The sequence below is a fragment of the Pedobacter sp. UYP24 genome, assembly GCF_054057295.1.
Genome location: NZ_JBSRZD010000004.1, coordinates 1 through 25,298, shown reverse-complemented (window position 1 = coordinate 25,298; position 25,298 = coordinate 1). Strand labels below are relative to the sequence as shown.

Annotated in this window: 22 protein-coding genes; 17 read left to right on the top strand and 5 right to left on the bottom strand. The window is 36.1% G+C overall.

Going from position 1 to position 25,298, the window contains the following annotated elements; genetic code table 11:
• Positions 1-4 precede the first annotated feature (4 nt).
• Positions 5-1,195, bottom strand: a complete 1,191-nt coding sequence (locus tag ACVWYN_RS09725; protein ID WP_457288660.1) for an acyl-CoA dehydrogenase family protein — start codon at positions 1,193-1,195, stop codon at positions 5-7.
• 65 nt (positions 1,196-1,260) lie between these two features.
• Here ACVWYN_RS09725 and ACVWYN_RS09720 point away from each other — a divergent pair, with 65 nt between their 5' ends.
• Both ACVWYN_RS09720 and ACVWYN_RS09715 read left to right on the top strand, forming a co-directional pair.
• Positions 1,261-1,632, top strand: a complete 372-nt coding sequence (locus ACVWYN_RS09720; protein WP_457288659.1) for a dihydroneopterin aldolase — start codon at positions 1,261-1,263, stop codon at positions 1,630-1,632.
• Positions 1,633-1,657: 25 nt separating this feature from the next.
• The gene (locus ACVWYN_RS09715) at positions 1,658-3,055 is read left to right on the top strand and encodes an FAD-binding oxidoreductase (protein WP_457288658.1); all 1,398 of its coding nucleotides are present in this window, start codon (positions 1,658-1,660) and stop codon (positions 3,053-3,055) included.
• Here ACVWYN_RS09715 and ACVWYN_RS09710 read toward each other — a convergent pair.
• A complete protein-coding gene (locus ACVWYN_RS09710; protein ID WP_457288657.1) occupies positions 3,052-3,543 on the bottom strand; it encodes an acyl-CoA thioesterase in 492 nt (163 codons plus the stop codon). The two genes, ACVWYN_RS09715 and ACVWYN_RS09710, sit on opposite strands and share 4 nt — an antisense overlap.
• A gap of 74 nt (positions 3,544-3,617) precedes the next feature.
• On the opposite strand from ACVWYN_RS09710, the gene ACVWYN_RS09705 reads away from it, so the two are divergent.
• The 3 genes from ACVWYN_RS09705 (at position 3,618) to ACVWYN_RS09695 (ending at position 5,773) form a co-directional block, all read left to right on the top strand.
• A complete protein-coding gene (locus ACVWYN_RS09705) occupies positions 3,618-4,049 on the top strand; it encodes an Hsp20/alpha crystallin family protein (protein ID WP_457288656.1) in 432 nt (143 codons plus the stop codon).
• A 97-nt stretch (positions 4,050-4,146) separates the two neighbouring features.
• Positions 4,147-5,292: a hypothetical protein gene (locus ACVWYN_RS09700; RefSeq protein WP_457288655.1), complete on the top strand. Its 1,146-nt coding sequence runs from the start codon at positions 4,147-4,149 to the stop codon at positions 5,290-5,292.
• Positions 5,293-5,359: 67 nt separating this feature from the next.
• Positions 5,360-5,773 (top strand): DoxX family protein, encoded by a 414-nt coding sequence (locus tag ACVWYN_RS09695; protein ID WP_457288654.1) that lies wholly within the window; start codon positions 5,360-5,362, stop codon positions 5,771-5,773.
• Between the two features lie 24 nt (positions 5,774-5,797).
• Here ACVWYN_RS09695 and ACVWYN_RS09690 read toward each other — a convergent pair whose 3' ends face one another.
• From ACVWYN_RS09690 to ACVWYN_RS09680, 3 genes are all read right to left on the bottom strand, one after another.
• Complete coding sequence (locus ACVWYN_RS09690) at positions 5,798-7,189, bottom strand: arginine decarboxylase (protein WP_457288653.1); 1,392 nt, start codon at positions 7,187-7,189, stop codon at positions 5,798-5,800.
• Between the two features lie 90 nt (positions 7,190-7,279).
• The gene (gene ctlX, locus ACVWYN_RS09685) at positions 7,280-8,191 is read right to left on the bottom strand and encodes a citrulline utilization hydrolase CtlX (protein WP_457288652.1); all 912 of its coding nucleotides are present in this window, start codon (positions 8,189-8,191) and stop codon (positions 7,280-7,282) included.
• A 1-nt stretch (position 8,192) separates the two neighbouring features.
• Positions 8,193-9,638: an arginine deiminase family protein gene (locus ACVWYN_RS09680; protein ID WP_457288651.1), complete on the bottom strand. Its 1,446-nt coding sequence runs from the start codon at positions 9,636-9,638 to the stop codon at positions 8,193-8,195.
• An 81-nt stretch (positions 9,639-9,719) separates the two neighbouring features.
• Here ACVWYN_RS09680 and argS point away from each other — a divergent pair, with 81 nt between their 5' ends.
• The 12 genes from argS to ACVWYN_RS09620 all read left to right on the top strand — a co-directional run bounded on the left by argS (position 9,720) and on the right by ACVWYN_RS09620 (position 25,286).
• A complete protein-coding gene (gene argS / locus ACVWYN_RS09675) occupies positions 9,720-11,489 on the top strand; it encodes an arginine--tRNA ligase (RefSeq protein ID WP_457288650.1) in 1,770 nt (589 codons plus the stop codon).
• Positions 11,490-11,610: 121 nt separating this feature from the next.
• A complete protein-coding gene (mnmE, locus tag ACVWYN_RS09670; protein WP_457288649.1) occupies positions 11,611-12,981 on the top strand; it encodes a tRNA uridine-5-carboxymethylaminomethyl(34) synthesis GTPase MnmE in 1,371 nt (456 codons plus the stop codon).
• A 177-nt stretch (positions 12,982-13,158) separates the two neighbouring features.
• Entirely contained in the window at positions 13,159-13,341 is a 183-nt protein-coding gene (locus tag ACVWYN_RS09665; protein WP_457288912.1) for a helix-turn-helix domain-containing protein, read from the top strand.
• Positions 13,342-13,559: 218 nt separating this feature from the next.
• On the top strand, positions 13,560-13,877 hold the full coding sequence (locus ACVWYN_RS09660) for a helix-turn-helix domain-containing protein (protein ID WP_457288648.1): 318 nt from the start codon (positions 13,560-13,562) through the stop codon (positions 13,875-13,877).
• Entirely contained in the window at positions 13,877-16,594 is a 2,718-nt protein-coding gene (locus tag ACVWYN_RS09655; protein ID WP_457288647.1) for a restriction endonuclease, read from the top strand. The genes ACVWYN_RS09660 and ACVWYN_RS09655 overlap by 1 nt, the downstream gene beginning before the upstream one ends.
• Positions 16,594-18,600, top strand: coding sequence for a site-specific DNA-methyltransferase (locus tag ACVWYN_RS09650; RefSeq protein ID WP_457288646.1), 2,007 nt, complete (start codon positions 16,594-16,596; stop codon positions 18,598-18,600). Before ACVWYN_RS09655 ends, ACVWYN_RS09650 begins: the two co-directional genes overlap by 1 nt.
• Positions 18,601-18,611: 11 nt before the next feature.
• Positions 18,612-19,955 carry an SIR2 family protein gene (locus ACVWYN_RS09645; RefSeq protein ID WP_457288645.1) on the top strand — a complete coding sequence of 448 codons (1,344 nt, stop codon included), beginning with the start codon at positions 18,612-18,614 and terminating at the stop codon, positions 19,953-19,955.
• On the top strand, positions 19,952-21,922 hold the full coding sequence (locus ACVWYN_RS09640; RefSeq protein WP_457288644.1) for an ATP-binding protein: 1,971 nt from the start codon (positions 19,952-19,954) through the stop codon (positions 21,920-21,922). The genes ACVWYN_RS09645 and ACVWYN_RS09640 overlap by 4 nt, the downstream gene beginning before the upstream one ends.
• A gap of 125 nt (positions 21,923-22,047) precedes the next feature.
• Positions 22,048-22,953, top strand: a complete 906-nt coding sequence (locus tag ACVWYN_RS09635; protein ID WP_457288643.1) for a DUF5655 domain-containing protein — start codon at positions 22,048-22,050, stop codon at positions 22,951-22,953.
• Complete coding sequence (locus ACVWYN_RS09630; protein WP_457288642.1) at positions 22,950-23,993, top strand: virulence RhuM family protein; 1,044 nt, start codon at positions 22,950-22,952, stop codon at positions 23,991-23,993. The genes ACVWYN_RS09635 and ACVWYN_RS09630 overlap by 4 nt, the downstream gene beginning before the upstream one ends.
• Positions 23,994-24,011: 18 nt before the next feature.
• Positions 24,012-24,860: a hypothetical protein gene (locus tag ACVWYN_RS09625; RefSeq protein ID WP_457288641.1), complete on the top strand. Its 849-nt coding sequence runs from the start codon at positions 24,012-24,014 to the stop codon at positions 24,858-24,860.
• A 195-nt stretch (positions 24,861-25,055) separates the two neighbouring features.
• Positions 25,056-25,286 (top strand): DUF417 family protein, encoded by a 231-nt coding sequence (locus ACVWYN_RS09620; RefSeq protein WP_457288640.1) that lies wholly within the window; start codon positions 25,056-25,058, stop codon positions 25,284-25,286.
• Positions 25,287-25,298: the final 12 nt, after the last annotated feature.

Below are 25,298 nucleotides of genomic sequence, written 5' to 3'. Positions count from 1 at the left end.
ATATCTATTTAAATGCATTTAGTCCAGTAATGTCCATTCCAGTGATTAGTAAATGAATGTCATGTGTTCCTTCATAAGTTACTACAGATTCCAAGTTCATCATGTGTCGCATGATAGAATATTCTCCAGTGATACCCATGCCACCCAACATTTGACGTGCATTTCTGGCAATCTCCAGTGCTATTTCTACGCTATTTCTCTTAGCCATAGAGATTTGTTCGGCATTGGCTCTATTTGCTGATTTTAAAACACCTAACCGCCACACCAGCAATTGCGCCTTTGTAATTTCAGTCACCATTTCGGCTAGTTTCTTTTGTTGCAGCTGAAAGGCTGCTATCGGCTTCCCAAATTGTATCCGTTGTTTTGAATACCTCAAAGCAGTATCGTAACAATCCATTGCAGCACCTAAGGCTCCCCATGCAATACCATAGCGAGCTTGGTTTAAGCAACCCAGCGGACCTTTAAGTCCGCTGATATCAGGAAACAAATTTTCTTTTGGGACTTCTACATTATCAAACACTAATTCTCCTGTTGCTGAAGCTCTAAGACTCCACTTACCATGTGTTTCTGGTGTAGTAAATCCTTTCATTCCGCGCTCTACAATTAATCCGCGTATTCTTCCACTTTCATCCTTTGCCCAAACCACTGCAATATCTGCAAATGGCGCATTGGAAATCCACATTTTAGCACCATTTAATATATAGTGACTTCCTGCATCTTTTATGTTCGTAACCATACTTCCAGGATCTGATCCGTAATCTGGTTCTGTTAACCCGAAGCATCCCATTAATTCGCCTGTCGCAAGTTTAGGCAGGTATTTCCGTTTTTGTTCCTCTGTTCCATAAGTATAAATGGGATACATCACTAAAGAACCCTGAACGGATGCGGTAGAACGAATACCTGAGTCGCCCCGCTCAATTTCCTGCATGATGATTCCATAAGCAGTATAATCTAAACCCGCACCGCCATATTCAACAGGAATAGTGGGGCCAAACGCACCTATTTCACCCAAACCTTTAATAAGTTGTTTTGGGAATTCCGCCCGCTGCGCAAAATCTTCTATAATCGGACTAACCTCTTTCTTTACCCAATCTCTTGTCGTACTTCTAATTAACTTATGCTCATCAGTAAGCAGTTCGTCGATCTGATAATAATCTGGCGACTCATAGCCGTCTTTCCTGATAGATTTATTCATGGCTTATGCTATATTTGATCTTGAAATACCTGCAGGTTATAAAGGTAATAATTTAGGAGATTTAAATGAGCAATACTCAACAGTACTTACAAACGGTTGCATTGAGAGATGTTAAATGTTATGCTTTTCATGGGTATTATCCGGAAGAGCATCTAACTGGTATTTACTTTTTGGTTGATGTTAAAGTATCATTTCCTTCTAATGCTGATACGGAGAATATCGATTCAACAGTGAACTATGAATTTATTAATCAGGTAATTATGGAAGAAATGGCTATTACCAGAAAAATGCTGGAGACAGTAGTTAGTCGTATTCTAAATAGGGTTGTATCCAATTATAACTTTATTACCATTGCAGAAGTGAGCATTAAAAAGCTGAACCCACCCATGCCAGGAGAAGTAGGGCATTCATTTGTTCAATTAAGTTATACGAAATAGATTTATAAGAATTTTACTTTACCTAATGGAGTTTACCAGGATCACTACCGATATATTAAATGAAATAAAAGCTGCAGTAGGAGAAGGCAGTGTCTTTACTGATGAAGAATCATTGATCAGTTATGGTCATGATGAAACAGAAGATTTGCAATTCCCTCCTGAGGTGGTGGTAAAGCCAACTAATACTGGGGAAGTAGCTGCCCTGCTGAAAATTTGCAATGCACATCGTGTTCCTTTAACACCCAGAGGTGGGGGAACCGGGTTAAGCGGAGCCGCATTACCCATTTACGGTGGTGTGCTGCTTTCCATGGAGAAATTTAAATCTGTTATAGAAATTGATACTGATAACCTACAGGCAACAGTTGAGCCGGGCGTAATTACGGAAGTTTTTATCAATGCGGTGGGAGTACATGGTCTACTGTACCCCGTGGATCCATCAAGTAAGGGTTCTTGCTTTATTGGTGGTAATGTGGCTCATGGATCTGGCGGACCAAGGGTAGTAAAATATGGTACAATCAGAGAATACATTTTAAATCTCGAAGTTGTTCTTCCCAATGGAGATGTTATCTGGACCGGAGCCAATACCTTAAAATATGCTTCTGGTTATAATTTAACGCAGTTGATGATCGGATCAGAAGGTACTCTGGGTGTGGTTACTAAAATCGTAACCAAGTTGGTTCCGAAACCTCAGCACAGCGTATTATTGTTGGGTTCTTTTTTAGAAAATGAACATGCTTGTACTGCTGTTTCCGCTATTTTTAGAACGGGGGTAATACCATCGGCTTTAGAATTTATGGAGCGAAAAGGGGTAGAGTGGGTGATAAAATTTGATGATATTAAATTCGACCTAAAAGAAAATGCAAATGCGTTCCTGATGATTGAGTTTGACGGGGATGACATGAATACTATAATTGCTGATTGTGAAAAAGTGAACGCAGTGCTGGAGGAATTTGGCTGTACGGATGTATTATTTGCCGATACAGCTCAACAGAAGGAAGACTTATGGCGGATGCGGAGAACGATGGCAGAATCTGTAAAATCTAACTCAGTTTATAAAGAAGAAGATACTGTAGTGCCAAGAGCAGCTTTACCTAAATTAATTAATGGAATTAAAGAGATTGGTTTCAGGTATGGTTTTGAAAGCGTTTGCTATGGACATGCCGGCGATGGTAACCTGCACATTAATATTATAAAAGCAGGTATGAGCGATGAGGATTGGAAAAACAAATTAAAAGATGGTATTGTGGAGATATTTGAGCTCACTACAGCATTGGGAGGTACCATATCAGGCGAACATGGCATTGGTTTGGTTCAAAAGGAATTTATGCCTATTAAATACAGCGAGATCAGCTTGAACCTGATGCGTGGGATAAAAGATGTTTTTGATCCCAATGGTATTTTAAATCCAGGAAAGATTTTTTAATTATTAGTGAGCTGTTCAAACACCAACATTTTGTTCTTTTCGCTTTCCGGTATTGGAGTTGAACTTTTCGTTTGGTAATCAAATGCTACGCAAATGGTTTTGCCCTTACTGCAAATAATTTCCTGTCCATCCTTTATTTTTACCAATAAATATTCTAAGTCAAAGCTACTTGTGCCTATTCTAGAAGTCCTTACATACATGTGGATATTATCGCCTTGCAACACCGGTACAATATAGTCCAATGAGGCCTTAGCTATAATTACGCCCGTGCGTTTCCAATCCCATTTAATTGCCGAAGTCCAGTATTTTGTTCTGGCAATTTCCATGTAAGTTAAGTATACGGCATTATTCACATGGCCCATCATATCAAAATCAGCGAAACGCGTTTCGATAGTAGTTTTAAACTGAAAGCTGTCGAATGGGTTAATGATGTCTGTCTTTTTGTCTGTTGATTTGGTTTTTTTGCGCCAAAATGTCGTTAATATCATATAAATATACGTTGGTACAGGAGTTGAATAGGTGGTTAGTATAAAACTTAAAATAAAAATAGGAGATTATAACGATGACATTAGTAAATTTTAACAACAGAACAAGGAACACCGCACCTTACTTTAACAACGTATTTGACTCTTTGTTTAGTGAGGCGTTAAATAAGAACTTAACCATTAATAAAGTTCCTGGTGTAAACATTTTGGAAACTGAAAGAGAGTACAAAATTGAATTGGCAGCGCCGGGATTAACAAAAGAAGATTTTCAGATTAATTTAAAGAAGGATACGTTATCAGTTTGGGCGGAAAAGAAAACTGCAGAAAATGAAGAGAAAAAAGACTACACCAGAAAGGAATTTGATTATTTCTCATTTGCAAGATCATTCGTTTTACCAGAGACTGTTGACGCAGAAAAAATCAGTGCGGAATATGTGAATGGTATTTTAAATATCATCATAGGTAAGGATGTCGCTAAAGCACAGGAAAAAGAAATTAAAGTTTCATAGTAAGTTAGAGTTTGGTTTTAAGGTTGAGGGTACATCATATGGTGTGCCCTTTTTTATTCTCAAATTCTTACATTGGCGGTATAAATTTTTTCTGTCAATGAAAATCCACTTATTCCTTCTCCTTTCTATTTCGTTTTTTGCTTCTAATTGTTTTGCTCAAAATCTGTCTAAAAATGACGCTGAAAAACGGGCGATAATAGAGTTAGCCAAACAAATTGAATTACAAAAAGCTCAGGCTACATCTAACTGGCTGCAAAAGCAGATTATTCTAGGCGAATATAAGATGAAGTTTGAATACAGGATTATTGGAAATAAACCTGTCGATGGCAGGAGTCTATATATCTCATTGCATGGAGGTGGGAATACTTCTCCAGTGGAAAACGACCAGCAGTGGAAAAACCAGATTGGTCTGTATAATCCTAAAGAAGGGGTGTATCTAGCTCCCCGCGCCCCAACAAATACGTGGAACCTTTGGCATGAAGACCATATCGATGATATGTTGGGTGAGCTGATAAAGGATGCGATTATCAACGCAGAAGTAAATCCTGATAAGGTCTATTTGTTAGGATACTCGGCCGGTGGTGATGGGTTATTTCAATTGGCGCCCAGAATGGCCGACTCTTGGGCAGCTGCTTCCATGATGGCTGGACATCCCGGTGATGCTTCTGCCTTAAGCTTAAGAAATCTTCCTTTTGCTATTTATATGGGTGGGGCAGATGCAGCTTACAAGCGGAATGAGCTTGCGCAAGTTTGGAAGTTAAGACTTGATACCCTGGAAAAGGAAAACCCAGGCAGCTATATACACGATGTGCACATCTATCCCGGAATGCTGCACTGGATGAGTAGGAAAGATACCATTGCAATACCTTGGCTTGCATCTTATAGAAGAAATTCGCTTCCAAAAAAAGTAGCCTGGCATCAGGATGATCGGCACCATGAGACCTTTTATTGGTTAGGCGTACCCATAAACCAGGCCGAAACAGGAGCGGAGGCAATCGTAGCAATATCTAAAAATACAATTACCATTGAAAAAAATGATAATGCTAAGTTTTATATCTATTTAAATGATAAGCTTGTAAATCTGGATCATAAACTGAAAGTTGTGATTGACGGAAAAGTAATCTTTAATGGCAAGGTATCTAGAAAGGTATCGATTATCACGCAAACAGCTGAACGACTAGATCCATTGCTGATTTTTTCAGCACGGTTGGCGATAAAAAATGGTAAAGTTACTCAGGAGTAGTTTTAAAGTTGAAAATGCGATGTAGATGCTTTAAAAGCGGTCTGCATTTTGTAGCTTGATAATTTATATGGAAGCTATAACAACAAACGCATTTCAAAAGACAATTAGAATAGTGCTGGGGCTGTTCATGATTTTTGCAGGATTAGGCCATCTTACGCTTAATAGAACAGAGTTTCAAGCACAAGTACCCAACTGGATTCCGCTTAGTAAAGATTTTGTTGTGGTCTCATCAGGAATAATTGAGATTATATTGGGCATCGCTATGCTGTTCTTTAAGAAACAACGGATAGGCGTTGGCCTCTCCTTAGCTATATTTTATTTGCTCATTTTTCCAGGTAATATTTCTCAGTATTTGAATGATACAGATGCATTTGGCCTTAATACCGAAAAAGCAAGACTCGTTAGGTTGCTTTTTCAGCCTATACTTATTTTCTGTGCCTTGTGGTCTACTGGAGCAATCGACTATTTAAGGAAACAATAGATAAAGAAGCTAAAAGCTTAAAAACTAGGTATATCCGAGTATTTTCAATACCTGTTTACTATTTTGCTCCTCTCCAAAAACTTCAAAGTTGAAAGTTTCATCGCGGTTGCGTCTAATGATCACGTGTTTTGGGCTAGGCAAAAGGCAATGATGTATGCCTCCGTAACCGCTTAATACTTCCTGATAGGCGCCTGTGTTGAAAAAGCCCAGGTATTGTACTTTTCTGGTTTTAGGCATAAACACACTGTTCATGTGCGCTTCCTGATTGTAGTAGTCCTGTCCGTCGCAAGTAATACCACCGAGGTTAACTCGCTCATACTCTGCATCCCAATTATTTATAGGTAACAAAATATATTTTTGGTTTAAAGCCCAAACATCAGGCAGATTAGTAATAAAAGAACCATCCAGCATCAACCATTTCTCACGGTCGTTTTGCTGTTTACGGCCAAGTACTTTATAAAGTATACCAGATGCCTCGGCAACAGTATACTTACCAAATTCTGTGATGATATCAGGTTCAACTACATCATGTTCTGCACATATTTCTTTAATACGCTTAACGATTTCGTTAACCATGTACTCATAGTCAAAATCAAAAACAAGCGAATCTTTAAATGGCATACCACCACCAATATCAAGTGTATCCAGCTCAGGATTGATCTTTTTAAACTTACAATATAATGTAACGTATTTTTCAAGCTCATTCCAGTAGTACGGGGAGTCAGTAATACCTGAATTTATAAAGAAGTGCAAGAGCTTAACTCTAAAGTTAGGGTTTGCTGAGATCTTGTTGTTATAGAAGTCAATTACATCCTCCATTCTAACCCCTAGTCTGGAAGTATAGAATTGAGAATCTGGTTGCTCTTCTGCAGCTATGCGTATACCAAGGTTACAAGGAGTATCCATTTCTACCTCATCGTCAAAAAGATTAAATTCCTCTTTGTTATCAAGAACAGGTATGATATTCTTGTAGCCATCATGCAGCATATCTATAATATACTGTTTGTATTGGTATGTTTTAAAACCGTTGCAGATTACTGTTATATCCTTAGTTAAGGAGCCTTTCTTTTCCAGCGCCTCAATCATAGGCATATCAAATGCTGATGAAGTCTCCAGGTGAATCCCGTTCTTTAGCGCTTCTTCCACAATATGACGAAAGTGTGAGCTTTTTGTACAGTAGCAATACTTATAGTCTCCGCGATAGTTGTTTTTGATGATGGCAGTTTGAAACAACAGTTTAGCCTGTTGTATTTTTTTACTGATCATCGGGAGGTACGTAAAACGTAGTGGAGTTCCATACGTTTCTATCATTTCCATCAAATTCAGGTCCTGAAAGTATAATTCGTCGTCTATAACGCTGTAACCTTCCTGAGGAAAACCAACACTTAGATCAAGAAATTCGGAGTAGCTTTGCATTTACAGTAAAAATATTTTTTGCAAAAATGTAATTTTAAATTGAGAATAAATCTTTAATGAATAAATTAAATGTTAAAGAATTGTTCAAGTTTAGCGTAATGGTAAGTGTATTTCGGCAAGCATACATCTGGCGCTCCCTCCACCGTTTTTCTCAATCGTATAAAGCGGCGCATATAACAACCGGTTGTATTTTTCTAATTCGTTAATCTGCTGCGGTCTGAGCGACAGATAAGCCTGTTCAGAGAGAATTAACAAGGGATAGCCGCTTTTGTTTTCTACCTGTAACATGTTGCCAGCAAAATGGTTCATTTGCTCCATCGTAATTTCTATAATCTTTTTCCCGTTTGTGATTAGTGAGTTTACCACTTTCTCCTTTTCTGTCTCATCGGGTATAGCAGCTAGACAGATTACTGCAAAGCGATCTGCTATACACATCATTACATTGGTATGATAGATGGGAAATCCTAAACTATCTAAACCATTAAAAGAAACTATTTGATAACCTGTGTTGTCGCAAAATTCTCTGATAACCAGTTCATTTGTACGAACAGATAGGCATGCATAAGCAATTTTATGCCCCCTATCTAACACAAGACTACCTGTTCCTTCCAGAAATACATTACTGTTTTCAAAACCAGTCAGGTCGACAATTTCTTTTACAACGAACTTTTTTTCAATTGCTTTTAAAATATCCTGTCGTCTTTCCTGCCTTCTATTTGGAGAAAACATGGGATATAAAATTACTTTGCCAGATTGATGAAATGATACCCAATTGTTTGGAAAGATCGAGTCAGGTGTTTCGGGATTAAGTGTGTCATCCAAAACAGTAACTGAAATTTCATTCCCCTTAAGCAGATTTAAAAAGTTATTGAATTCATTTAGCGCTTCAATTTGAACATGGTCTTGTGCAGAAGCTTGCTGAAATTTGTTATTTACTGCAGTTTGCTCGTTAAATTTGAAGTTAACAGGCCTTATCATCAGCAATTGATTTGTTGTCTGCATATTAGATAGGGTCTCTTAATATTGGAAGACTCATGCAGTGGAATCCACCACGGGCTCTGGAAAGTTCTGCAGAAGGCATTAGAATAAGGGTATCGGTAATGGTATCTGCGCTAATCTCACCGCTCTCCAGATCAGCAATCAGTTCGGCAACTTTAATAATCTGGAAACCATTGCTTTTGAAGGCCTCAATAGTTTTGTCGTTCCTGTCATAGCCCAAAACTACGCCCTCCTTTAATGCCAGCAAATTGCAGGAATCTGTCCACTGCTCACGTGAATCGTAAGGAAAAACACCATTTCCGCTGTAAATGAATTTGGTAGGTTCTGTGCTGTTTAAATCGGTCTGACTAACATCATCTAATAAGGCTTCAATGCTTTCAAAGCTTTTTGGTTTTTGAGGGAATTTCTTATCGAATTGTATAATCTCGGTAATTTCTTTTTTATCAGGTTCAACCAGGAAGTTTATTGGCTCTAAGAGATTTGGAGGCTGATATTTTGAAATAGAACTTAGCAACGTCCACACATTCCTTTTTACCTGTGTAAAAACCGTGTCGATATGCATAAAATCTCTTTTGTTTGGCACTTTAACCACAGTTACCTTCTCAACAACATTGTTTTCAAACAAAAGTTTAATGGCTTCATTTGCACCATAGGCCGATGTCCTTTCACTACAGCCAATGATTACATGATTTTCGCTTACCATCATCACATCTCCGCCCTCCAGTGTAGTGCGGTGATCATCCTCCTCGCCAGGACGCAAGAAATGCTGTACCGGATCTGGTATCTCTAGTATGTTTTCCCTGTAAACCGAAAATATTGTGTGGTTAAAAAATATATAGCGCATTAACAATGTTTCCCTACTTCTTGCTTTTTTTGCCGGCTTATTAAGTAAAATATAGTTATTTATAGTAATACCCACATCCCGTGTAAAGATCAGGTTAGGGATGGGGGCAAAGATCATCACATCATTTTCCAGACTGCCAGAAATAAAAATTCTTGCCAGAACTATAGGATCAGTTTCTAGCAATTCCATTTGTAGCTTATAAGTACAGCCCTCAATGGCACAAACTGCGGCTACAAGTTTCTTTCGTACAGAAGGATCAGCCAGAACGTCTGAGAGTAGGTTTTGTATTTCTATTACAGCCAATGAATTATGGAATTCAGCGTTATTAGGTTTGAAGAAAGCACGATCAGAACTTTCTGCATCAATATGGGCCAGCTTTCCCTTGATTTTATCTGGATCAAGAAAATACATGAGAAGTTTCACGTAATAATCATACTCATCCTTGCGTATGGTATCAAGATGAACAATGTCCTCAAAAAGCCAGTCCTGAGCCTTTGATGGCACAACTTTGCCTAAACCGCTATCCGGACTGTGTATCAGGAGTTTCCTTAATCTGCCAATTTCTGTACTGACACTCACTTTGAAGTTTTGGTTTTGTTCGGTCATATTTGGGTTGTCCTACAGCAAATCTATCCATTTTTTAGAACATAATGTTCGCTCTTACGGCTAATTTGGTTATTTTTGAACATGAATTTTCTTATTAATGCAGCACTAAAAGGTATTAAACAGCTTTACAATGAAGATGTTACCGAAAGTGTGATCAACATACAGGATACTCGCAAGGAGTTTGAGGGTCAGTTAACCATAGTCGTATTTCCAATAATTAAATATTCCAAGAAGTCGCCCGAAGCAACCGCTTCAGATCTGGGGGAATACCTTGTTGAGCATGTTGAGGAGGTTGTGGCTTTTAATGTGGTAAAAGGATTTTTAAACCTAAGCATTGCTAACCACTATTGGTCTGATCTATTTAACAACGAATTACTAGATCCTACATTTGGTACATTTAAGCCAAATGGCAAACGGGTAATGGTAGAATATTCATCACCCAACACCAATAAACCATTACATCTTGGGCATGTTAGAAATAATTTATTGGGATATGCAGTCGCAGAACTATTAAAGGCCAACGGTTATGAAGTTTACAAAGTTAATCTGGTAAATGATAGAGGTATACATATTTGCAAATCGATGCTCGCCTGGCAAAAATGGGGAAATAACGAAACCCCAGAAAGTGCTTGTTTAAAAGGCGACCACCTTGTCGGGAAATATTATGTGATTTTTGACAAAGAATATAAGAAAGAAATTGAATCCTTGAAGCAAGAAGGCCAAACTGAAGAAGAGGCTAAAAAGAATGCGCCGCTGATAAAAGAGGCTCAGAAAATGTTGGTCAACTGGGAGTCTGGCAATAAGGAAGTAATCTCATTATGGGAAAAAATGAATAGCTGGGTTTATGCAGGCTTTGATGTAACCTATAAAAATCTTGGTGTCGATTTCGATAAATATTATTATGAAAGCAATACCTACCTACTTGGAAAGGGAACTGTAGAAGAGGGGCTGGAAAAAGGTGTATTCTTTAAAAAAGAAGATGGATCTGTGTGGATAGACCTTACCACCGATGGTCTCGATCAGAAATTGGTATTACGTGCCGATGGTACTTCAGTATACATTACTCAGGATTTGGGAACTGCACAGATGAAGTATGATGATTTCAATATGGATCAATCGCTTTATGTTGTGGGTAACGAACAGGATTATCACTTTAAGGTGCTTTTCTTGATTTTATCTAAACTTGGTAAAACCTGGGCTAAGGGCTTACACCATTTGTCTTACGGTATGGTTGATCTTCCAAGCGGTAAAATGAAATCAAGGGAAGGTACGGTTGTAGATGCAGACGATCTTATTTCTGAGATGGTTGCCACAGCCAAACAAAAAACAGAAGCACTAGGTAAAGTGAACAATTTCCCAGAAGCAGAGAAAGAAAATTTGTATTACCAAATTGGGCTAGGCGCCTTAAAATACTTCTTGCTCAAGGTAGAGCCTAAAAAGAGGTTGCTTTTTGATCCAGCAGAGTCTATAGATTTTCAAGGGAATACAGGCCCGTTTATTCAATATACTCATGCACGTATCAAATCTTTGCTTAGCAAAGCTAGCTATACTCAACATACTACTGAAAACACGATAGAATTATCAGCCACAGAGTCAGATTTGATCATTCTCTTATCCAAATATCCTACAGAAATTGAGACTGCGGCCAAGGCCTATAGTCCTGCTATGCTTTCCAATTATATATACGAGGTGGCTAAGCTTTTCAATAAATTTTATCATGAAGTGCCACCGATAGTTAAAGAAGAAGAAACGCAGTTAAAGCAATTCCGGCTAAATCTCAGTTCAGTAACAGCACATGTTTTAAAATCAGGTATGAATATATTGGGTATTACTGTTCCAGAACGGATGTAGGTTAGTCTTTTACTTTTTTTCCTGGATGTCTTTCATTCGTAAATTGTTTGCTGCTAAATTTTAAACAGCATAAGGTATTAAATGTTTGTCTAGTTTTGCGTTTAATTAAAAAGCTACATTTATGATTTCTTCTGAAACAATCGTTGCATTGTCCACACCGACCGGGGTTGGAGCAATTGGTGTAATACGCCTTTCGGGTAAGGATGCCATCAGTATAACAAATTCAGTTTTTTCAGGGAAAGATTTATTAAAGCAGAAATCACATACTATCCATTTTGGTTTGATAAAGGATGATGGCGTGGTTATAGATGAGGTCTTGGTTAGCTTGTTTGTAGCCCCTAGTTCATACACTAAAGAAAATGTAGTTGAAATCTCTTGTCATGGATCAAACTATATCATACAAAAAATCATTTCCCTATTGATTAGAAAGGGTGCCACTGCGGCTAAACCGGGTGAATTTACTTTAAGGGCATTTTTGAATGGCTCTTTAGATTTATCTCAGGCCGAAGCAGTTGCGGATCTTATTTCTTCAGACTCTGCTGCTGCCCACCAGGTTGCTATGAATCAATTAAGGGGAGGCTTTAGTACTGAATTAAATTTACTGCGCGAACAGCTTATCCATTTTGCATCCATGATAGAACTGGAGCTTGATTTTGCAGAGGAGGACGTGGAGTTTGCCAACAGGGATCAGTTACAGGCCCTAATAGCTAAGATAAATATTGTAATCAACAAACTGATCCAATCATTTGAGTTGGGTAATGTTATTAAAATGGGTATCAATACGGTAATTGCTGGAAGACCGAATGCAGGAAAATCTACGCTTTTAAATGCCTTGCTAAACGATGATCGCGCTATAGTGAGTGAAATAGCAGGTACTACCAGGGATACTATTGAAGAGATATTAAATATAAATGGAATCAATTTCCGCCTAATAGATACAGCCGGGATCCGCGAGGCAACAGATGCTATTGAAGCCATAGGAGTGGAGAAAACAATGCAGAAAATTAGTCAGTCTGCAATATTGCTCTATCTTTTCGATGTAGTAAATCTGTCTGTATCTGAGATTAAAGAAGATATTGCTAAGCTTTACCGTCCTGGAATGGCATTTTTAGCTATTGCGAATAAAATAGATTTGTCGTACAACGATAGACTTAAGGAACTTCATTTACCAGAAGAAATTAAGTTTATGGCCATATCTGCCAAAGGAGAACAGCAAATTGAAGAATTGAAACAACTCCTTTATGAAACTGCAGTTGGCGATCAGCTTTCTGATAATCATACCATGATTACAAATGTTAGACACGTAGAAGCATTGCAGAAAACACGAGTAGCGTTAGATAGTGTTGTTAATGGTCTTAATAACCCAATTACATCTGATTTTCTGGCGATGGACATTAAGCAGGCGCTCTATTACCTAGGTGAAATCACAGGGGCTGTTACAAATGATGATCTCCTGGATAATATCTTTAGTAAGTTCTGTATTGGAAAGTAACTAACCATAAATAACGATAAGCATCTAGTAACAAAACCTATTAAAACCCTGATAAAGAAGATATATCAGGGTTTTTTCTTTTCGTTGGTTTTTGATTTTTTTGTATTTCTAGCAAATATTTGTACCTTCAATGGTACCTTTTAGCGAGATACAAAAAGGTACAATTTTATATAGTAAATCCGTACTTCAAAAGGTATTTCTCAAGCTAAACTTGCTCACCTCATTGAGTTATCTGTAGGTTTTATTGGTAATGTAGAAAATCCAAAACACATTGCTAAGTACAATTTAAACCATCTTAATCGAATTTCAAAAGAACTTGACGTCGAGTTTAAGGATTTCTTTCCTAAGAAAGCAATTTAAAAACCGTTCTGTCCTCTATTTTACAATAGTTTATAGCTAGGTATACACATATGCTCTAACATATATGACGTTGGAAGGGCGGTTGGTCATATGCATGTATTTTTCGGTAGGCCAAGTGTTAAGTTTGTTCCTGCTAATGTTAGTAATTTTTCTTTTAATAAAGCTCTTTACAAACGCATAATATTTATATTTGACATAGTTGTCAAGAAAATATAGTCATGATTAAAGAAGAAAATATAGGTGTATATATAAGACAATTGAGGGAAGAAGCAGGTATGCCCTTGAGAAAATTGTCTGCCATACTTGATATTGATCAGAGCACCTTAAGTAAGTTGGAGCGTGGTGAAAGGCCGATAACTCGACAAATGTTGCCAACGATAGCAAAAACTTTTAACGTAGATGAAAAAGAGCTCGTGGTGAAATTTTTGAGTAAGCTAGTGGCATATCAATTAGCAGATGAACCATACATTAAAGATATATTATTGGCGGTTGAACAAGAAATTAAGTACTTAACGAAAGCGGTCGATAATAAGTAATGGAGATTAAATTAGAAGAACTACAATATCAGCAGACTGCTATTCAATCGGTTGTCGATGTGTTTGATGGAAATATTAAAAATACTTTTGATAATGCCTGTTTTGAGGGGATACGTTCAAATAATTGTACGCTATCAAATGAGCAAATTACGGAAAACATTTTGGCTGTTTCAATAGAAAATGCCATTGATTATCAAACTGCAAAAATCAATAGTGAAAATGAGCTTACCATCGAGATGGAAACAGGTACTGGTAAAACCCTTGTTTACATTAAAACAATTTGCGAATTATACAAACATTATGGCTTTACAAAATTTATAATTTTAGTGCCATCCGTTGCTATCCGCCAAGGTGTCTTAAAAACGCTAAATACATTTGAACGTCAATTGGAAAGTATCTATGGCTTCGTGCCAAAATCTTTTGAATACAATAGTAAAAAGCTAAACAAAGTAACCAATTTTATTGAGGAGCAATACCCACAAATCATGGTGATGACTTTAGCTTCATTTAATTCGGAAGATAAAATCCTTAATCAGGCTAAAAGGGAAGACTTATTTGCAAATATACCTTTTATAGATGCCATTGGCAGAACAAATCCTATTGTTTTGATGGACGAACCGCAAGAGGGAATGGATACAGTAAATTCTGTAAAGCAAATAGCAAAACTCAATCCGCTTTTCAAATTAAGATATTCGGCTACTCATAAAGTGGTTAAAAATTTAATTTATCGTTTAACACCTTATGATAGTTATAAGCAAGGTTTGGTTAAAAAAATTGAAGTATTAACCGTTACCGAAAAAAATGATGAGGCTACTTTAAAACTAGAGTTAAGTGAAATACAGAATGGTAAAAATCCAATTCGTGCAAAAATCAAAGCGTGGCATCAATCTACATCAGGTAAAATAGAGTTTAAAACGACGAACTGGTTAAAAGATGGGGATAACCTTGGTTTAATTACAAATAATCCGAGTTATTTAAAATATCAGATAGAACGCATTAATAAAAGTTTAAGAACGGGAAAATGGTCAATTTCGTTTACTAATGGAGTACAGATATTTGAAAAACAAGCATCGGGAAATATTGAAAGTATTTGGGCATTGCAATTAGAATGGTTGATGATTCGTCATTTCACCAAAAGGCAAAAATTGCAAGAAAAAGGTATCAAATGTCTATCCCTTATTTTTATTGATAAGGTTGCCAATTATGTGAGTGATAATCCGATTATTAAAAATCTTTTCATCGAAAAATACAAAAGCATTTATGCTGAGTTTAATGATGGGCAAATTCCTTCAGCAAGCGATATCGAAGCTACACAGGGATTCTATTTTGCTAAAACTGGTAAAGGGGAATTTACGGATAACGAGACTTCTATGCGTAAAAACTCAGATGTTTTTGATGCCATTTTGAAGGATAAGGAGGAGTTATTAACCTACGGTGATTCCGTAGCTAATAAAATTGAATTTATATTTTCACACTCTGCTTTAGGGGTGGGCTGGGATAATCCAAATATTTTCAATATCGCCACATTAAATAATTCATATTCAGAGATTAAGAAACGTCAGGAGATTGGCCGTGGTTTACGTATTTGCGTTAATCAAGATGGAGAACGTGTCTATGATAGTTTGGAAGCTGCAGATGAAGAACGTGTCAATCAACTTACGGTTATTCCAAATGAAACTTACGAAACATTTGTAACGCAATATCAGGAAGAAATTAAAGAAACGTATGGTACAATCTCGGCAGGTGCTGGAATGGCGCATACGCATAAGGGAAAAGCTCAAAACCAAGTATATTTCAAACGAAATCAAAACGAAACTATTAATCAAGCCTTTAAACGGTTTTGGAAAGCATTGTCAAAAAAAACTAAGTTCTCGGTCGCTTTCGATGAAGAAACTTTAATAAAAAGAAGTAAAGAAGCTTTAAATAATATAAATATAGCTGATTATCAGGCTGAAGTAACAAGCCGTTCCATTGGGGCTATAAGCGAAAGTGGCATCGCCGATGAATTTGGAGGAACTGAATCATATAAATTAAAAGCAAATTATTCTGCACTAGATTTATTGGAAGAGATAAGTGAAAACACTGGATTATCGTATATAACTGCTTTTAAAATCATCGAAAATATTGACAGTATGAAATCTTTTGCAAAAAATCCACCTCAATATATTCATCAAGCTTCTGCATTGATTAAAAATATAGAACTGGAAGAAATGCTTAGGGGACTAGATTACAAGGTAACAAGCGAAACTTTTCCCTTTGATTTTGAGGATTTCGTGAAGAATATTGATGAAAATGGTTATGTGAATACACCAAATAGGGGTGTTTTCGACAAGCAATTGGTAGATAGTGATGTAGAACGAAAATTTGCCATAGGTGCGGATCTGGATGATGAACTCATATGCTTTCTGAAATTGCCAAGTTATTATAAAATAGCTACTCCAATTGGCGATTATGAACCAGATTTTGGGATTGTAATGAAAAGAAAACAATTGAGAGATGGCAAGGAAAGTGAATTTTACTTTGTAGTTGAAACCAAAGGAACAAACGATATTGCTGATAAAAAAGCTTTAAAAGAAAGTGAGGTCTACAAAATACAGTGTGCCATCAAACACTTCCGGACGCTTGGCGTAGAGGTGAAGTACAAAGCCCCAGTAAAAGATTACCAATACTTTAAAGAAAACGCTATAAATGACATTAACACCCCAATTGAAAAATAATGAGTACTCAAGAATATAGTAATAATCCATTGGAGAATGTACAATCGGAAGATTGGAACAAAGTGCGATTGGAGCAGCTAAAAATGTTGATGCCCGATTTGTTTACAAATGAAGGCCAGTTAAACATAAACGAATTGAAAAAGATAGTTGATAGCGAAAGTGTAAACGAAACCGAACGTTATGAATTTCGTTGGTTTGGTAAAAGCAATGCTAAGCGAGAGGCTTTTACTCCAACTGACGCTACATTGGTTTTTGACGAAAATCGAAGTGTAAATCCTGCAGAAAGTGATAACTTAATTATTGAGGGGGAAAACTTAGCCGTATTGAAGTTATTGAGCCAGAGTTATCGCGACCAAATTAAATGTATATACATTGATCCCCCCTATAATAAAAATAAAGATTATATATATAGAGATACCTGGAAACAAGACAAACTTGAGTACTGGGAGGACGTTGAGGTTGTCGAAAACGGATTGAAGATTGATACAAATAACGATGCATCTGGAAGATATCATAGTAATTGGCTGAATATGATGTTTAGTCGCCTGTTGATAGCTAGACAATTACTAAAGGAAGATGGTGTGATTTTAATATCTATCGATGAAGATGAAGTTCATCATCTGCGGAAAATCGGCGAAGAAGTATTTGGAGCAGAAAATTATGTTGGCGAGATAGTTTGGAAAAACAGTAGCAAGAACGACCAAGCGTATATTTCGATACAACACGAATATATCCTATTCTTTGTCAAAAATAGAGAAATAAACAAAGGCGAATGGATAGAAAAAAAAGAGGGTTTAGATGAAATTTACAAAGCGTTCGAGAATTTCAAGCAGAAACATGGTGCCAACTGGGAAGCGATTCACCGAGAAGGATTAGAGTGGTATAAACAGTTTGCAGAATCGAACCCTATATATTCTAGTAAACATTATTCTTGGATGTATGAGCGCGGTGTATATTTTCCTGATAACATTTCGGGGCCTAATTTTGGACAATATCGGTATGATGTAATCCATCCAATTACAAAAAAAGTCTGTAAAGAGCCAGCCAGTGGATGGCGTTTTCCTAAAGAAAAGATGAGAGAGAGAATAGAGGAAAACTTAGTCCATTTTGGAAAGGACGAAACTACTGTTCCGAATAATAAGACATATTTAAAGAATACTGAAAATCAAAGTTTGACGAGTGTAAAATATCGGGATGGTAGAATAGCTTCGAAAAAGTTAGCTACTTTAATGGAAGGGAATTATTTTACTAACCCGAAAGATTCATATTTATTATCACAAATATTTAAAGCCGTTGGTGTAAGTGGAAAAGATACTGTATTAGACTTTTTCGCTGGTTCGGGCTCAACAGGAGAGGCGATACAACAACTAAATAGAGGCGATAATGGGGAAAGAAAATATATTTTGGTACAACTTCCTGAAATTACCGATGAAAAGAGTGACGCATATCAAGCTGGCTTCAAAAAAATAAGTGATATTACAATACAACGAAATAAAAGGGTAATTGAAGTAATCACCGAAGACAAGAAAAATCAACAACATGGGTTGTTTGATGATAGCGAAGGAGAAGATCCATTAACTAATTTAGGTTTTAAAGTATTCAAGCTAAAAAAATCCAATTTTCCAAGAGTAGAGTATGCACCTGATCCAGAAAAATCAGACGAAGAAAATTTAGAGGCTCTTAAAAAATATATTAGGGATAAAGAAGGTCAATTACTTACAGCCTTTAACCGAGATGAACTGATAACGGAGATATTAATTAAAAATGGTTTCAAATTAAACTATACGATCGATAAACAAGAACATTTTAAAAAGAATGAAATCTTTCTAGTAACAGACGGAGATAAGGAGACATTGATTTGCCTAGATGGAATTTTGGCTGACGAAACCGTAGAGTATTTCAAAGCAAATATTGGTCAAAAACTTATTGTACTTGAACGTGCATTAGATACAACCAAGAAGTGGAATTTAAAGCATAGTATGGGAGATAAATTTAAGGCGTTTTAAAAATTTAGAAAATGGCAACATTCTTTTACAAAGGCAAGGAAAATATTCTAGAAGCGAAGAAGGAACAAGACACCAGTGAACCTGAACAAGTCAATTTGAAGAAAATTCAGGACTCATTTATGAAGGTGCTTGACAATAAAAACCTTTCCTTTCTCTTAGGAAGCGGTTGTTCATCTTACGAAATTGAGACAGGTAAACCATCGCCAAATGATAAAATTCAAATCGGTATACCTGTTATGGCACCAATGGCTAAGGAGTTTTACGGTTCCGAAGTCTTTAAGGAGGAAAAAGAATGGCTAAAAACAAAATTAAACTTTGACGTAGAAAGTGATAAGTTTCGGACGAACTTAGAGGCATTTTTGTCTACACTTCATAGCTTGTCATTTTACCATTCAACTATTGAAAAGGATGATGTTAAGAAGTTGGTGTCAGAGAATATACGGGATAAGAGTTTTTCGCAGCTAACAACTTTTGAAAGAATTGAATCCATTATATTAAAAGCAAGAAATTTTTTTCTAAGCAAGTGCCTTAATGAGCATAATTCTATAGTTGAGAATGGAACTAGTAATGATTCGCCTCTAGTAGCATTATACAAGCAGTTTTATAGAAAGCTTTTAACACGAAATCCAACCCTTCCAAGATTGAGCATATTTACTACAAATTATGACTTATATTCAGAGAGGGCGATGGACTTGCTAGGTGTGCATTATGTAAATGGCTTCACGGGCGGAATAAGCAAATTTTTTAACCCTGCTATTTTTAACTATGCCCTGGCAGAAAAAATGGATTTGTCCCAATCGAAATGGAATGTAATTGATAATTTGTTTTATCTATATAAGATTCACGGGTCTGTCAACTGGATACAAGCAGAAGGAGAAAGCAAGCTATTCAAAGTAAAGGAAATACAAGACCCTACATTAGAGCAATTAAAGAGGGAGGATACAATAATGATACATCCTACTCCACTGAAATATAATGCTAGTCTTGGCAGCCCATATTCCGATTTATTCCGTGAATTTCAAAAGAAATTGATGCAGAATAACAATATACTCGTGACTATCGGATACAGTTTTAATGATGAGCATATAAACAATTTGATTTTTCAAGCCTTTACAATTCCCTCTTTTAGATTAATTGTAATTGGTCAACCATCGGAAGAAAATGCTATCGGAAAACTACAAAAGTTAAGTGATTCGAGAATTTGGATAATTGGAGGAAGTGCTGAAGGGACACTTGATGTACCATTACATCATTTTAAAAGATTTGTAGAAGAGGTCTTACCAGATTTAACTGCTGAAGATTTAGATCGGAAAATGGAAACTACAATTAACAACCTTAAAAATTTGTTGAAATGACGAAAGAAGATAAACAAAGGGTTATTGGAAAAATCGTAGCTATAAACTCTGACCGCTTTTCTGTCGAATTATTAAGTGGTTTGGATAATTTTAATGTTAGTGGCTACGATGATATTCATTATTTTGCTCAATTAAATAGTTACGTAATAGTTCCCTATCAAAACTACTATATAGTAGCGGAAGTCTCGGGAGTTCGTGAAAAGGACCTGAACGTCCCATTTTCTAATCCTACAGATCAAATCTTAAGTAAAATCCAGGCAGGTAAATTTTTGGAGGTCTTACCAATTGGGACAATCAAAAAAAACAAAGACATTGTATTAGATTTTGATTTTGGCGTAAGTGTCTACCCGACCTTATATTCCGATGTCCTTTACGTTAAGGAACAAGAGTTAAATGCCATTTTCAAGACTGATATTGCAAGTAAGAAAAGCTGTCAGGAAAATATTGAATGTTTAGTTGATGATTGTCAATGTAAGGAAAGGCATTTATTTCTTCCTATCGGAAAATCAACTATTTTTCCTGACTACGATGTTAAGATAGATATTGACAAGTTTTTTGGTAGCCATTCTGCAATTCTCGGAAATACAGGTAGCGGAAAATCTTGTACAATTGCCTCAATGATTCAAACATTATACAAACTGGATCAATATAGTGCAACGGGAAGTACTTTTATTATTTTTGATGTCAATGGCGAATATCGTCAAGCTTTTAAACAGCTAAATGCCCAAAACAACGATATTGACGTTAGGAACTTTACAATTGATCAGGTTGATGAGAACGATACATCGATTAATCACTTTATTCTTCCTCATTGGTTCCTAAATATTGACGAATGGGCATTACTGTTGAAGGCAAGTGAAAAGTCACAGTTGCCCCTTTTAAGAAATGCATTAGGCTTTACACAAAAGTTGACGCCAGTAGTATTGCATCATATTTATGCATGCAGTATTATGTATGTATTCGAACACTGGGAAAGTCCTGTTGCCAAAAGACAGAGAATTGTTTCATTAATTCAAAGAGCAAAATTCCCGGAAGACGCCAAAGTTGATTTTTCAACTTTTAACGCTCAATACGGCAATTTTGGCGACAGACCTGGAGACGCTTTGGCAGCTCAGAAAGAGGAGAATTTTAAATCATCTGTTCGTAAACATATCAAAGAAGATATTGTGATTGAGCCGAAATACAACTCTGATAGATTCGATTTCCATGATTTAGGGCAAGCGATTGAAAATGCAATCCTTTTCGAAGAGTACCACGGAAATAAGCAAATCCGAGATTATTGCTCGTCAATGATTACTCGGTTTAAAAGTATTAATGAGCGAGGCGATTTTAGTTTTTTAACGAAAAATACAGTTGAAATAGAGAAAGCGAAATATTTAAGTAATTTTCTTGGTATCGACGATAGCGTTAAGAAGTCACAAGTAATCATTATAGATTTAAATTCTGCAAATGATGAAACAGTGGAAGTTATATCATGTGTCTTATCAAGATTAATATTTGAAACTTTACGGACAGCAAAGAATCGAAATCAATATCCAATAAATCTTATCCTAGAAGAAGCACACAGGTATATTTCATTTGAGTCTGGAAAAGTGTTTGGAGATGCTAATAAGATATTTGATCGCATAGCAAAGGAGGGTAGAAAATATGGTATGTTTTTAATGGTTTCTTCTCAAAGACCCAGCGAACTTTCAAAGACCGTTTTATCACAATGTAGCAATTTCATCGTGCATAGAATTCAAAATCCAGAAGACTTATCCCATATCAGGCAAATTACACCGCATATATCAGAGACAATTTTAAGACGAATGCCTTCAATACCGACACAACATGCATTGATATTTGGGCATGCAGTAAACCTGCCCACTACATTTAAAGTCAATGATGCAAATCCAAAACCTAAAAGCGATAATAATGAAATAAGTAAAAATTGGTTTAGAGAGAAAGACTTTAGAGTTGATATTTAGCGGCAATAATTAAGGTGTTAGGTTGATATGTTTCTCATTTATTCCATAGTTCTTTATTTCCACTTTCATTACAACATACCATGCAACGTCTCAGAATTTTAAATTATAATTTTAAGCCTTATTAAATGATACTATATAACAACCAATTAGGCATACTGAATGAAATAAAGGAGAAACCATTTAAGTTGGAACGTGATATTCAAACAATATTTGAAAGGAACCTTCAAACTATAATGGAATTATCGTTTGTAAAATCCGAATTTACGATCAAGAACAAAAGAATTGACACGCTTGCATTTGATAAGCAAAGCAACGCATTTATAATAATTGAGTATAAAAGAGATAAAAATTTCAGCGTCGTTGATCAAGGATTCACATATTTAAGCCTCATGCTTGAAAATAAAGCAGACTTTATTGTGGAATACAATGAGAGCCTCAAACAAAATTTAAGAAGAGGTGAAATTGATTGGAGTCAGACAAGAGTAGTGTTTGTATCCACGGGGTTCACTGAAAATCAAATTCAGGCTACTAATTTTAAAGACATAGCAATCGAGTTATGGGAAATTAAACAGTTTGAGAATGGGACGGTTACTATAAATCCAATTAAAAAATCCCAATCGGCAGAGAGTATTAAACCGATAACTCAAAACAAGCAAGAATTGAAGAAAGTTAATGATGAAATAAAAGTCTACACCGAGGAATTTCATTTAGAAAGGTATTCTGACCAAGTAATAGAATTGTACGAGCAGTTCAAAACGGCAATTTGTAATTTACATACAGATATCACAATTGTTCCCAAGAAGCTCTACATAGCTTTCAAGTTAAAAAAGAATCTTGTAGACATAGTTACAGAAAATACAGGTCTCAAGATTTTTATTAACCTTAGAAAGGGACAACTGGATGATCCTAAAAATATCGTTCGTGATGTTTCTTCTATTGGTCATTGGGGTAATGGAGATTATGAACTGTCCGTTAAGGATACCAAGGATATTGAATACATCATGAGTTTAATCAAACAGACAATTATATGAGCGAAGAGCAGCGAAATATTTCTGACATCATATTTTATAGCAGTCCAAATGGAAATATAAAGATTGAGGTTGTTTTTAATAGCGAAACCTTTTGGTTAAGCCAAAAACGTATGGCTGAACTATTTGGCGTTGAAAGCCATACAATTACCTATCATTTAAAGGAAATTTACAGAACCGGCGAATTAGAAGAAGATTCAACTACTCGAAAAATTCGAGTAGTTCAAAAAGAAGGTAACAGGGATGTATCCCGAGAATTAGACTTTTATAATTTAGATGCTGTAATAGCTGTAGGATATCGTGTGAACAGCTTCCAAGCAACCCAGTTCAGGATTTGGGCCACAAAATTATTACGAGAGTTCATCATTAAGGGATTTGTGTTGGATGATGAACGGTTAAAGCAAGGTGAAAAGTTTGGAAAAGATTATTTCGAGGAACTTCTACAACGTATAAGAGAAATACGAGCGAGTGAACGTAGGTTTTACCTGAAAATAACTGATATTTACGAACAGTGCAGCATTGATTATAATAAAGATGCAGAAATAACTCAGACATTCTTCAAAACGGTACAAAACAAGTTGCATTATGCTATTTCAGGAAAAACTGCGGCACAACTAATTGCAGAAAGAGCAGATGCTGGAAAGCCCAATATGGGTTTACAAACGTTTAAAAACGCTCCTGCTGGAAAAGTCCTGAAAGGAGATATAAGTATTGCCAAGAATTATCTCATCGAAAAGGAAATCAGAGATCTGGAAAGAATTGTAAGTATGTACTTGGATTATGCGGAAAATCAGGCTGCAAGACAAATTCCCATGAAAATGACCGACTGGATTACAAAGTTAGATGCATTTCTACAGTTCAATGAATACCAAGTTTTAAAAGATGCTGGAAAGATAAGACATGATGTTGCAATGAAGCTTGCTGAAAAAGAGTATGAAAAGTTCCGAGTAGTCCAGGATAAAAATTTCATTAGTGATTTTGAGAATGAGGTAAAAATATTATCCAATAAAGCAGGTGGACACAAACTTGGGAATAATAAATAACTTTTTACACCATTAGGAATGAGCAACACATTAAATGAAAAGTTCGAGTTAATGGCTCAGCTTTACGAAATTGATTCTATGGAGATGATTGGTATGCCAACTATTCTACTTGAACATTCTGTATTAAATACTGTGGATCTCTTCGAACTAACCAAAATTTATTTACACAGAGAGCCTTATAATCATTTGATTGTTTCAAATATTCTGAAAAGAATCTCTGGAAGTAATCAAAGTGTGCTCATCTATGATTATGTTTTTGAGACTTTAAAATTAGCGGGGTATACAAATAGGTTACGGTACCGCAAAATCATGGAATATATCTTAGTTGATTTAGATGAAACTTATAAGCTTGAATTTTTCAGCTATTTCTTTAGATCCAAATACGTTTATGAAATCAAAGGAGCCTTAAAAATCGCAAGGTTGGTTTGGAGTATCGACCTCGAAACGATGCTATTAGATAATTATGCAAAAACAAAGAACATCGATGTCTTGATTACATTGATTGATATGAGTAATAATAGGGAAATATATAACTTAATTAAGAATGCTTGGGCGATAGACACTCCCAACTTTTTAAAAGCCATATTTGTAGGTAAGTTGAGGGATGGAGCGGAACTAAAGAACATACTATTTCTTAAAAGAATCGATCCTGGTAATTTTTTATCTCTTTTGAAATTTACTCATAATACTGTTGATGATCAAGTGCTTATGGAATGTTATGAAAACGTGCCAGAAAAATATAAGCCCTTTGCCATCTGGAATTTAAGCCGCCTTGGAAAGTGGAACCTAATTAAGCCTCTAATTTTGGAATACGCTAGTAATCCTTTAATAAAATTTCAAGGCTTTTCTGAGACCTCATTTGATTAGAGATGGTATTAACATATCATCTGTACCTTTAGTCATGTAATTACCTTGTATACAGCATATTATTACTTGTTGTATTGGAAAGTAACTATTGATAAACATGATATATATCATGTTATCCGAATGGTAATTGAATAAATATTGTAAGGAATCTAATCTTTATAAGACCAATGAGTAAATCTTAATAAAAATTTACTTATGAAGTCAACAACTTTAAATGAACAAACTGTCGCCGGCAGCCGCTTAGAAAATTTTGGTGCAGGAATGATCAGGTATGGTCTAGCCATTGTATTGATCTGGATCGGTATTTTAAAATTCACTACTTATGAAGCAGAGGGTATTAAGCTGTCTAATACGGTAGTCATTGGGCCAGTCATTACGGCGATACCGGGCCAACTAAAACGGGAATCACTGGGCCAAGAAGATTAGCCGATAATACGG

Bases quoted from the DNA above. Each gene is read 5' to 3' on its own strand.
- mnmE (WP_457288649.1), top strand. From the start codon at position 11,611: ATGATTTCTTCTGAAACAATCGTTGCATTGTCCACACCGACCGGGGTT.
- ACVWYN_RS09720 (WP_457288659.1), top strand. From the start codon at position 1,261: ATGAGCAATACTCAACAGTACTTACAAACGGTTGCATTGAGAGATGTT.
- ACVWYN_RS09660 (WP_457288648.1), top strand. From the start codon at position 13,560: ATGATTAAAGAAGAAAATATAGGTGTATATATAAGACAATTGAGGGAA.
- ACVWYN_RS09650 (WP_457288646.1), top strand. From the start codon at position 16,594: ATGAGTACTCAAGAATATAGTAATAATCCATTGGAGAATGTACAATCG.
- ACVWYN_RS09700 (WP_457288655.1), top strand. From the start codon at position 4,147: ATGAAAATCCACTTATTCCTTCTCCTTTCTATTTCGTTTTTTGCTTCT.
- ACVWYN_RS09645 (WP_457288645.1), top strand. From the start codon at position 18,612: ATGGCAACATTCTTTTACAAAGGCAAGGAAAATATTCTAGAAGCGAAG.
- ACVWYN_RS09725 (WP_457288660.1), bottom strand. From the start codon at position 1,195: ATGAATAAATCTATCAGGAAAGACGGCTATGAGTCGCCAGATTATTAT.
- ACVWYN_RS09695 (WP_457288654.1), top strand. From the start codon at position 5,360: ATGGAAGCTATAACAACAAACGCATTTCAAAAGACAATTAGAATAGTG.
- ACVWYN_RS09690 (WP_457288653.1), bottom strand. From the start codon at position 7,189: ATGCAAAGCTACTCCGAATTTCTTGATCTAAGTGTTGGTTTTCCTCAG.
- ACVWYN_RS09635 (WP_457288643.1), top strand. From the start codon at position 22,048: ATGATACTATATAACAACCAATTAGGCATACTGAATGAAATAAAGGAG.
- ACVWYN_RS09705 (WP_457288656.1), top strand. From the start codon at position 3,618: ATGACATTAGTAAATTTTAACAACAGAACAAGGAACACCGCACCTTAC.
- ctlX (WP_457288652.1), bottom strand. From the start codon at position 8,191: ATGCAGACAACAAATCAATTGCTGATGATAAGGCCTGTTAACTTCAAA.
- ACVWYN_RS09640 (WP_457288644.1), top strand. From the start codon at position 19,952: ATGACGAAAGAAGATAAACAAAGGGTTATTGGAAAAATCGTAGCTATA.
- ACVWYN_RS09625 (WP_457288641.1), top strand. From the start codon at position 24,012: ATGAGCAACACATTAAATGAAAAGTTCGAGTTAATGGCTCAGCTTTAC.
- ACVWYN_RS09710 (WP_457288657.1), bottom strand. From the start codon at position 3,543: ATGATATTAACGACATTTTGGCGCAAAAAAACCAAATCAACAGACAAA.
- ACVWYN_RS09715 (WP_457288658.1), top strand. From the start codon at position 1,658: ATGGAGTTTACCAGGATCACTACCGATATATTAAATGAAATAAAAGCT.
- ACVWYN_RS09655 (WP_457288647.1), top strand. From the start codon at position 13,877: ATGGAGATTAAATTAGAAGAACTACAATATCAGCAGACTGCTATTCAA.
- ACVWYN_RS09630 (WP_457288642.1), top strand. From the start codon at position 22,950: ATGAGCGAAGAGCAGCGAAATATTTCTGACATCATATTTTATAGCAGT.
- argS (WP_457288650.1), top strand. From the start codon at position 9,720: ATGAATTTTCTTATTAATGCAGCACTAAAAGGTATTAAACAGCTTTAC.
- ACVWYN_RS09680 (WP_457288651.1), bottom strand. From the start codon at position 9,638: ATGACCGAACAAAACCAAAACTTCAAAGTGAGTGTCAGTACAGAAATT.
- ACVWYN_RS09620 (WP_457288640.1), top strand. From the start codon at position 25,056: ATGAAGTCAACAACTTTAAATGAACAAACTGTCGCCGGCAGCCGCTTA.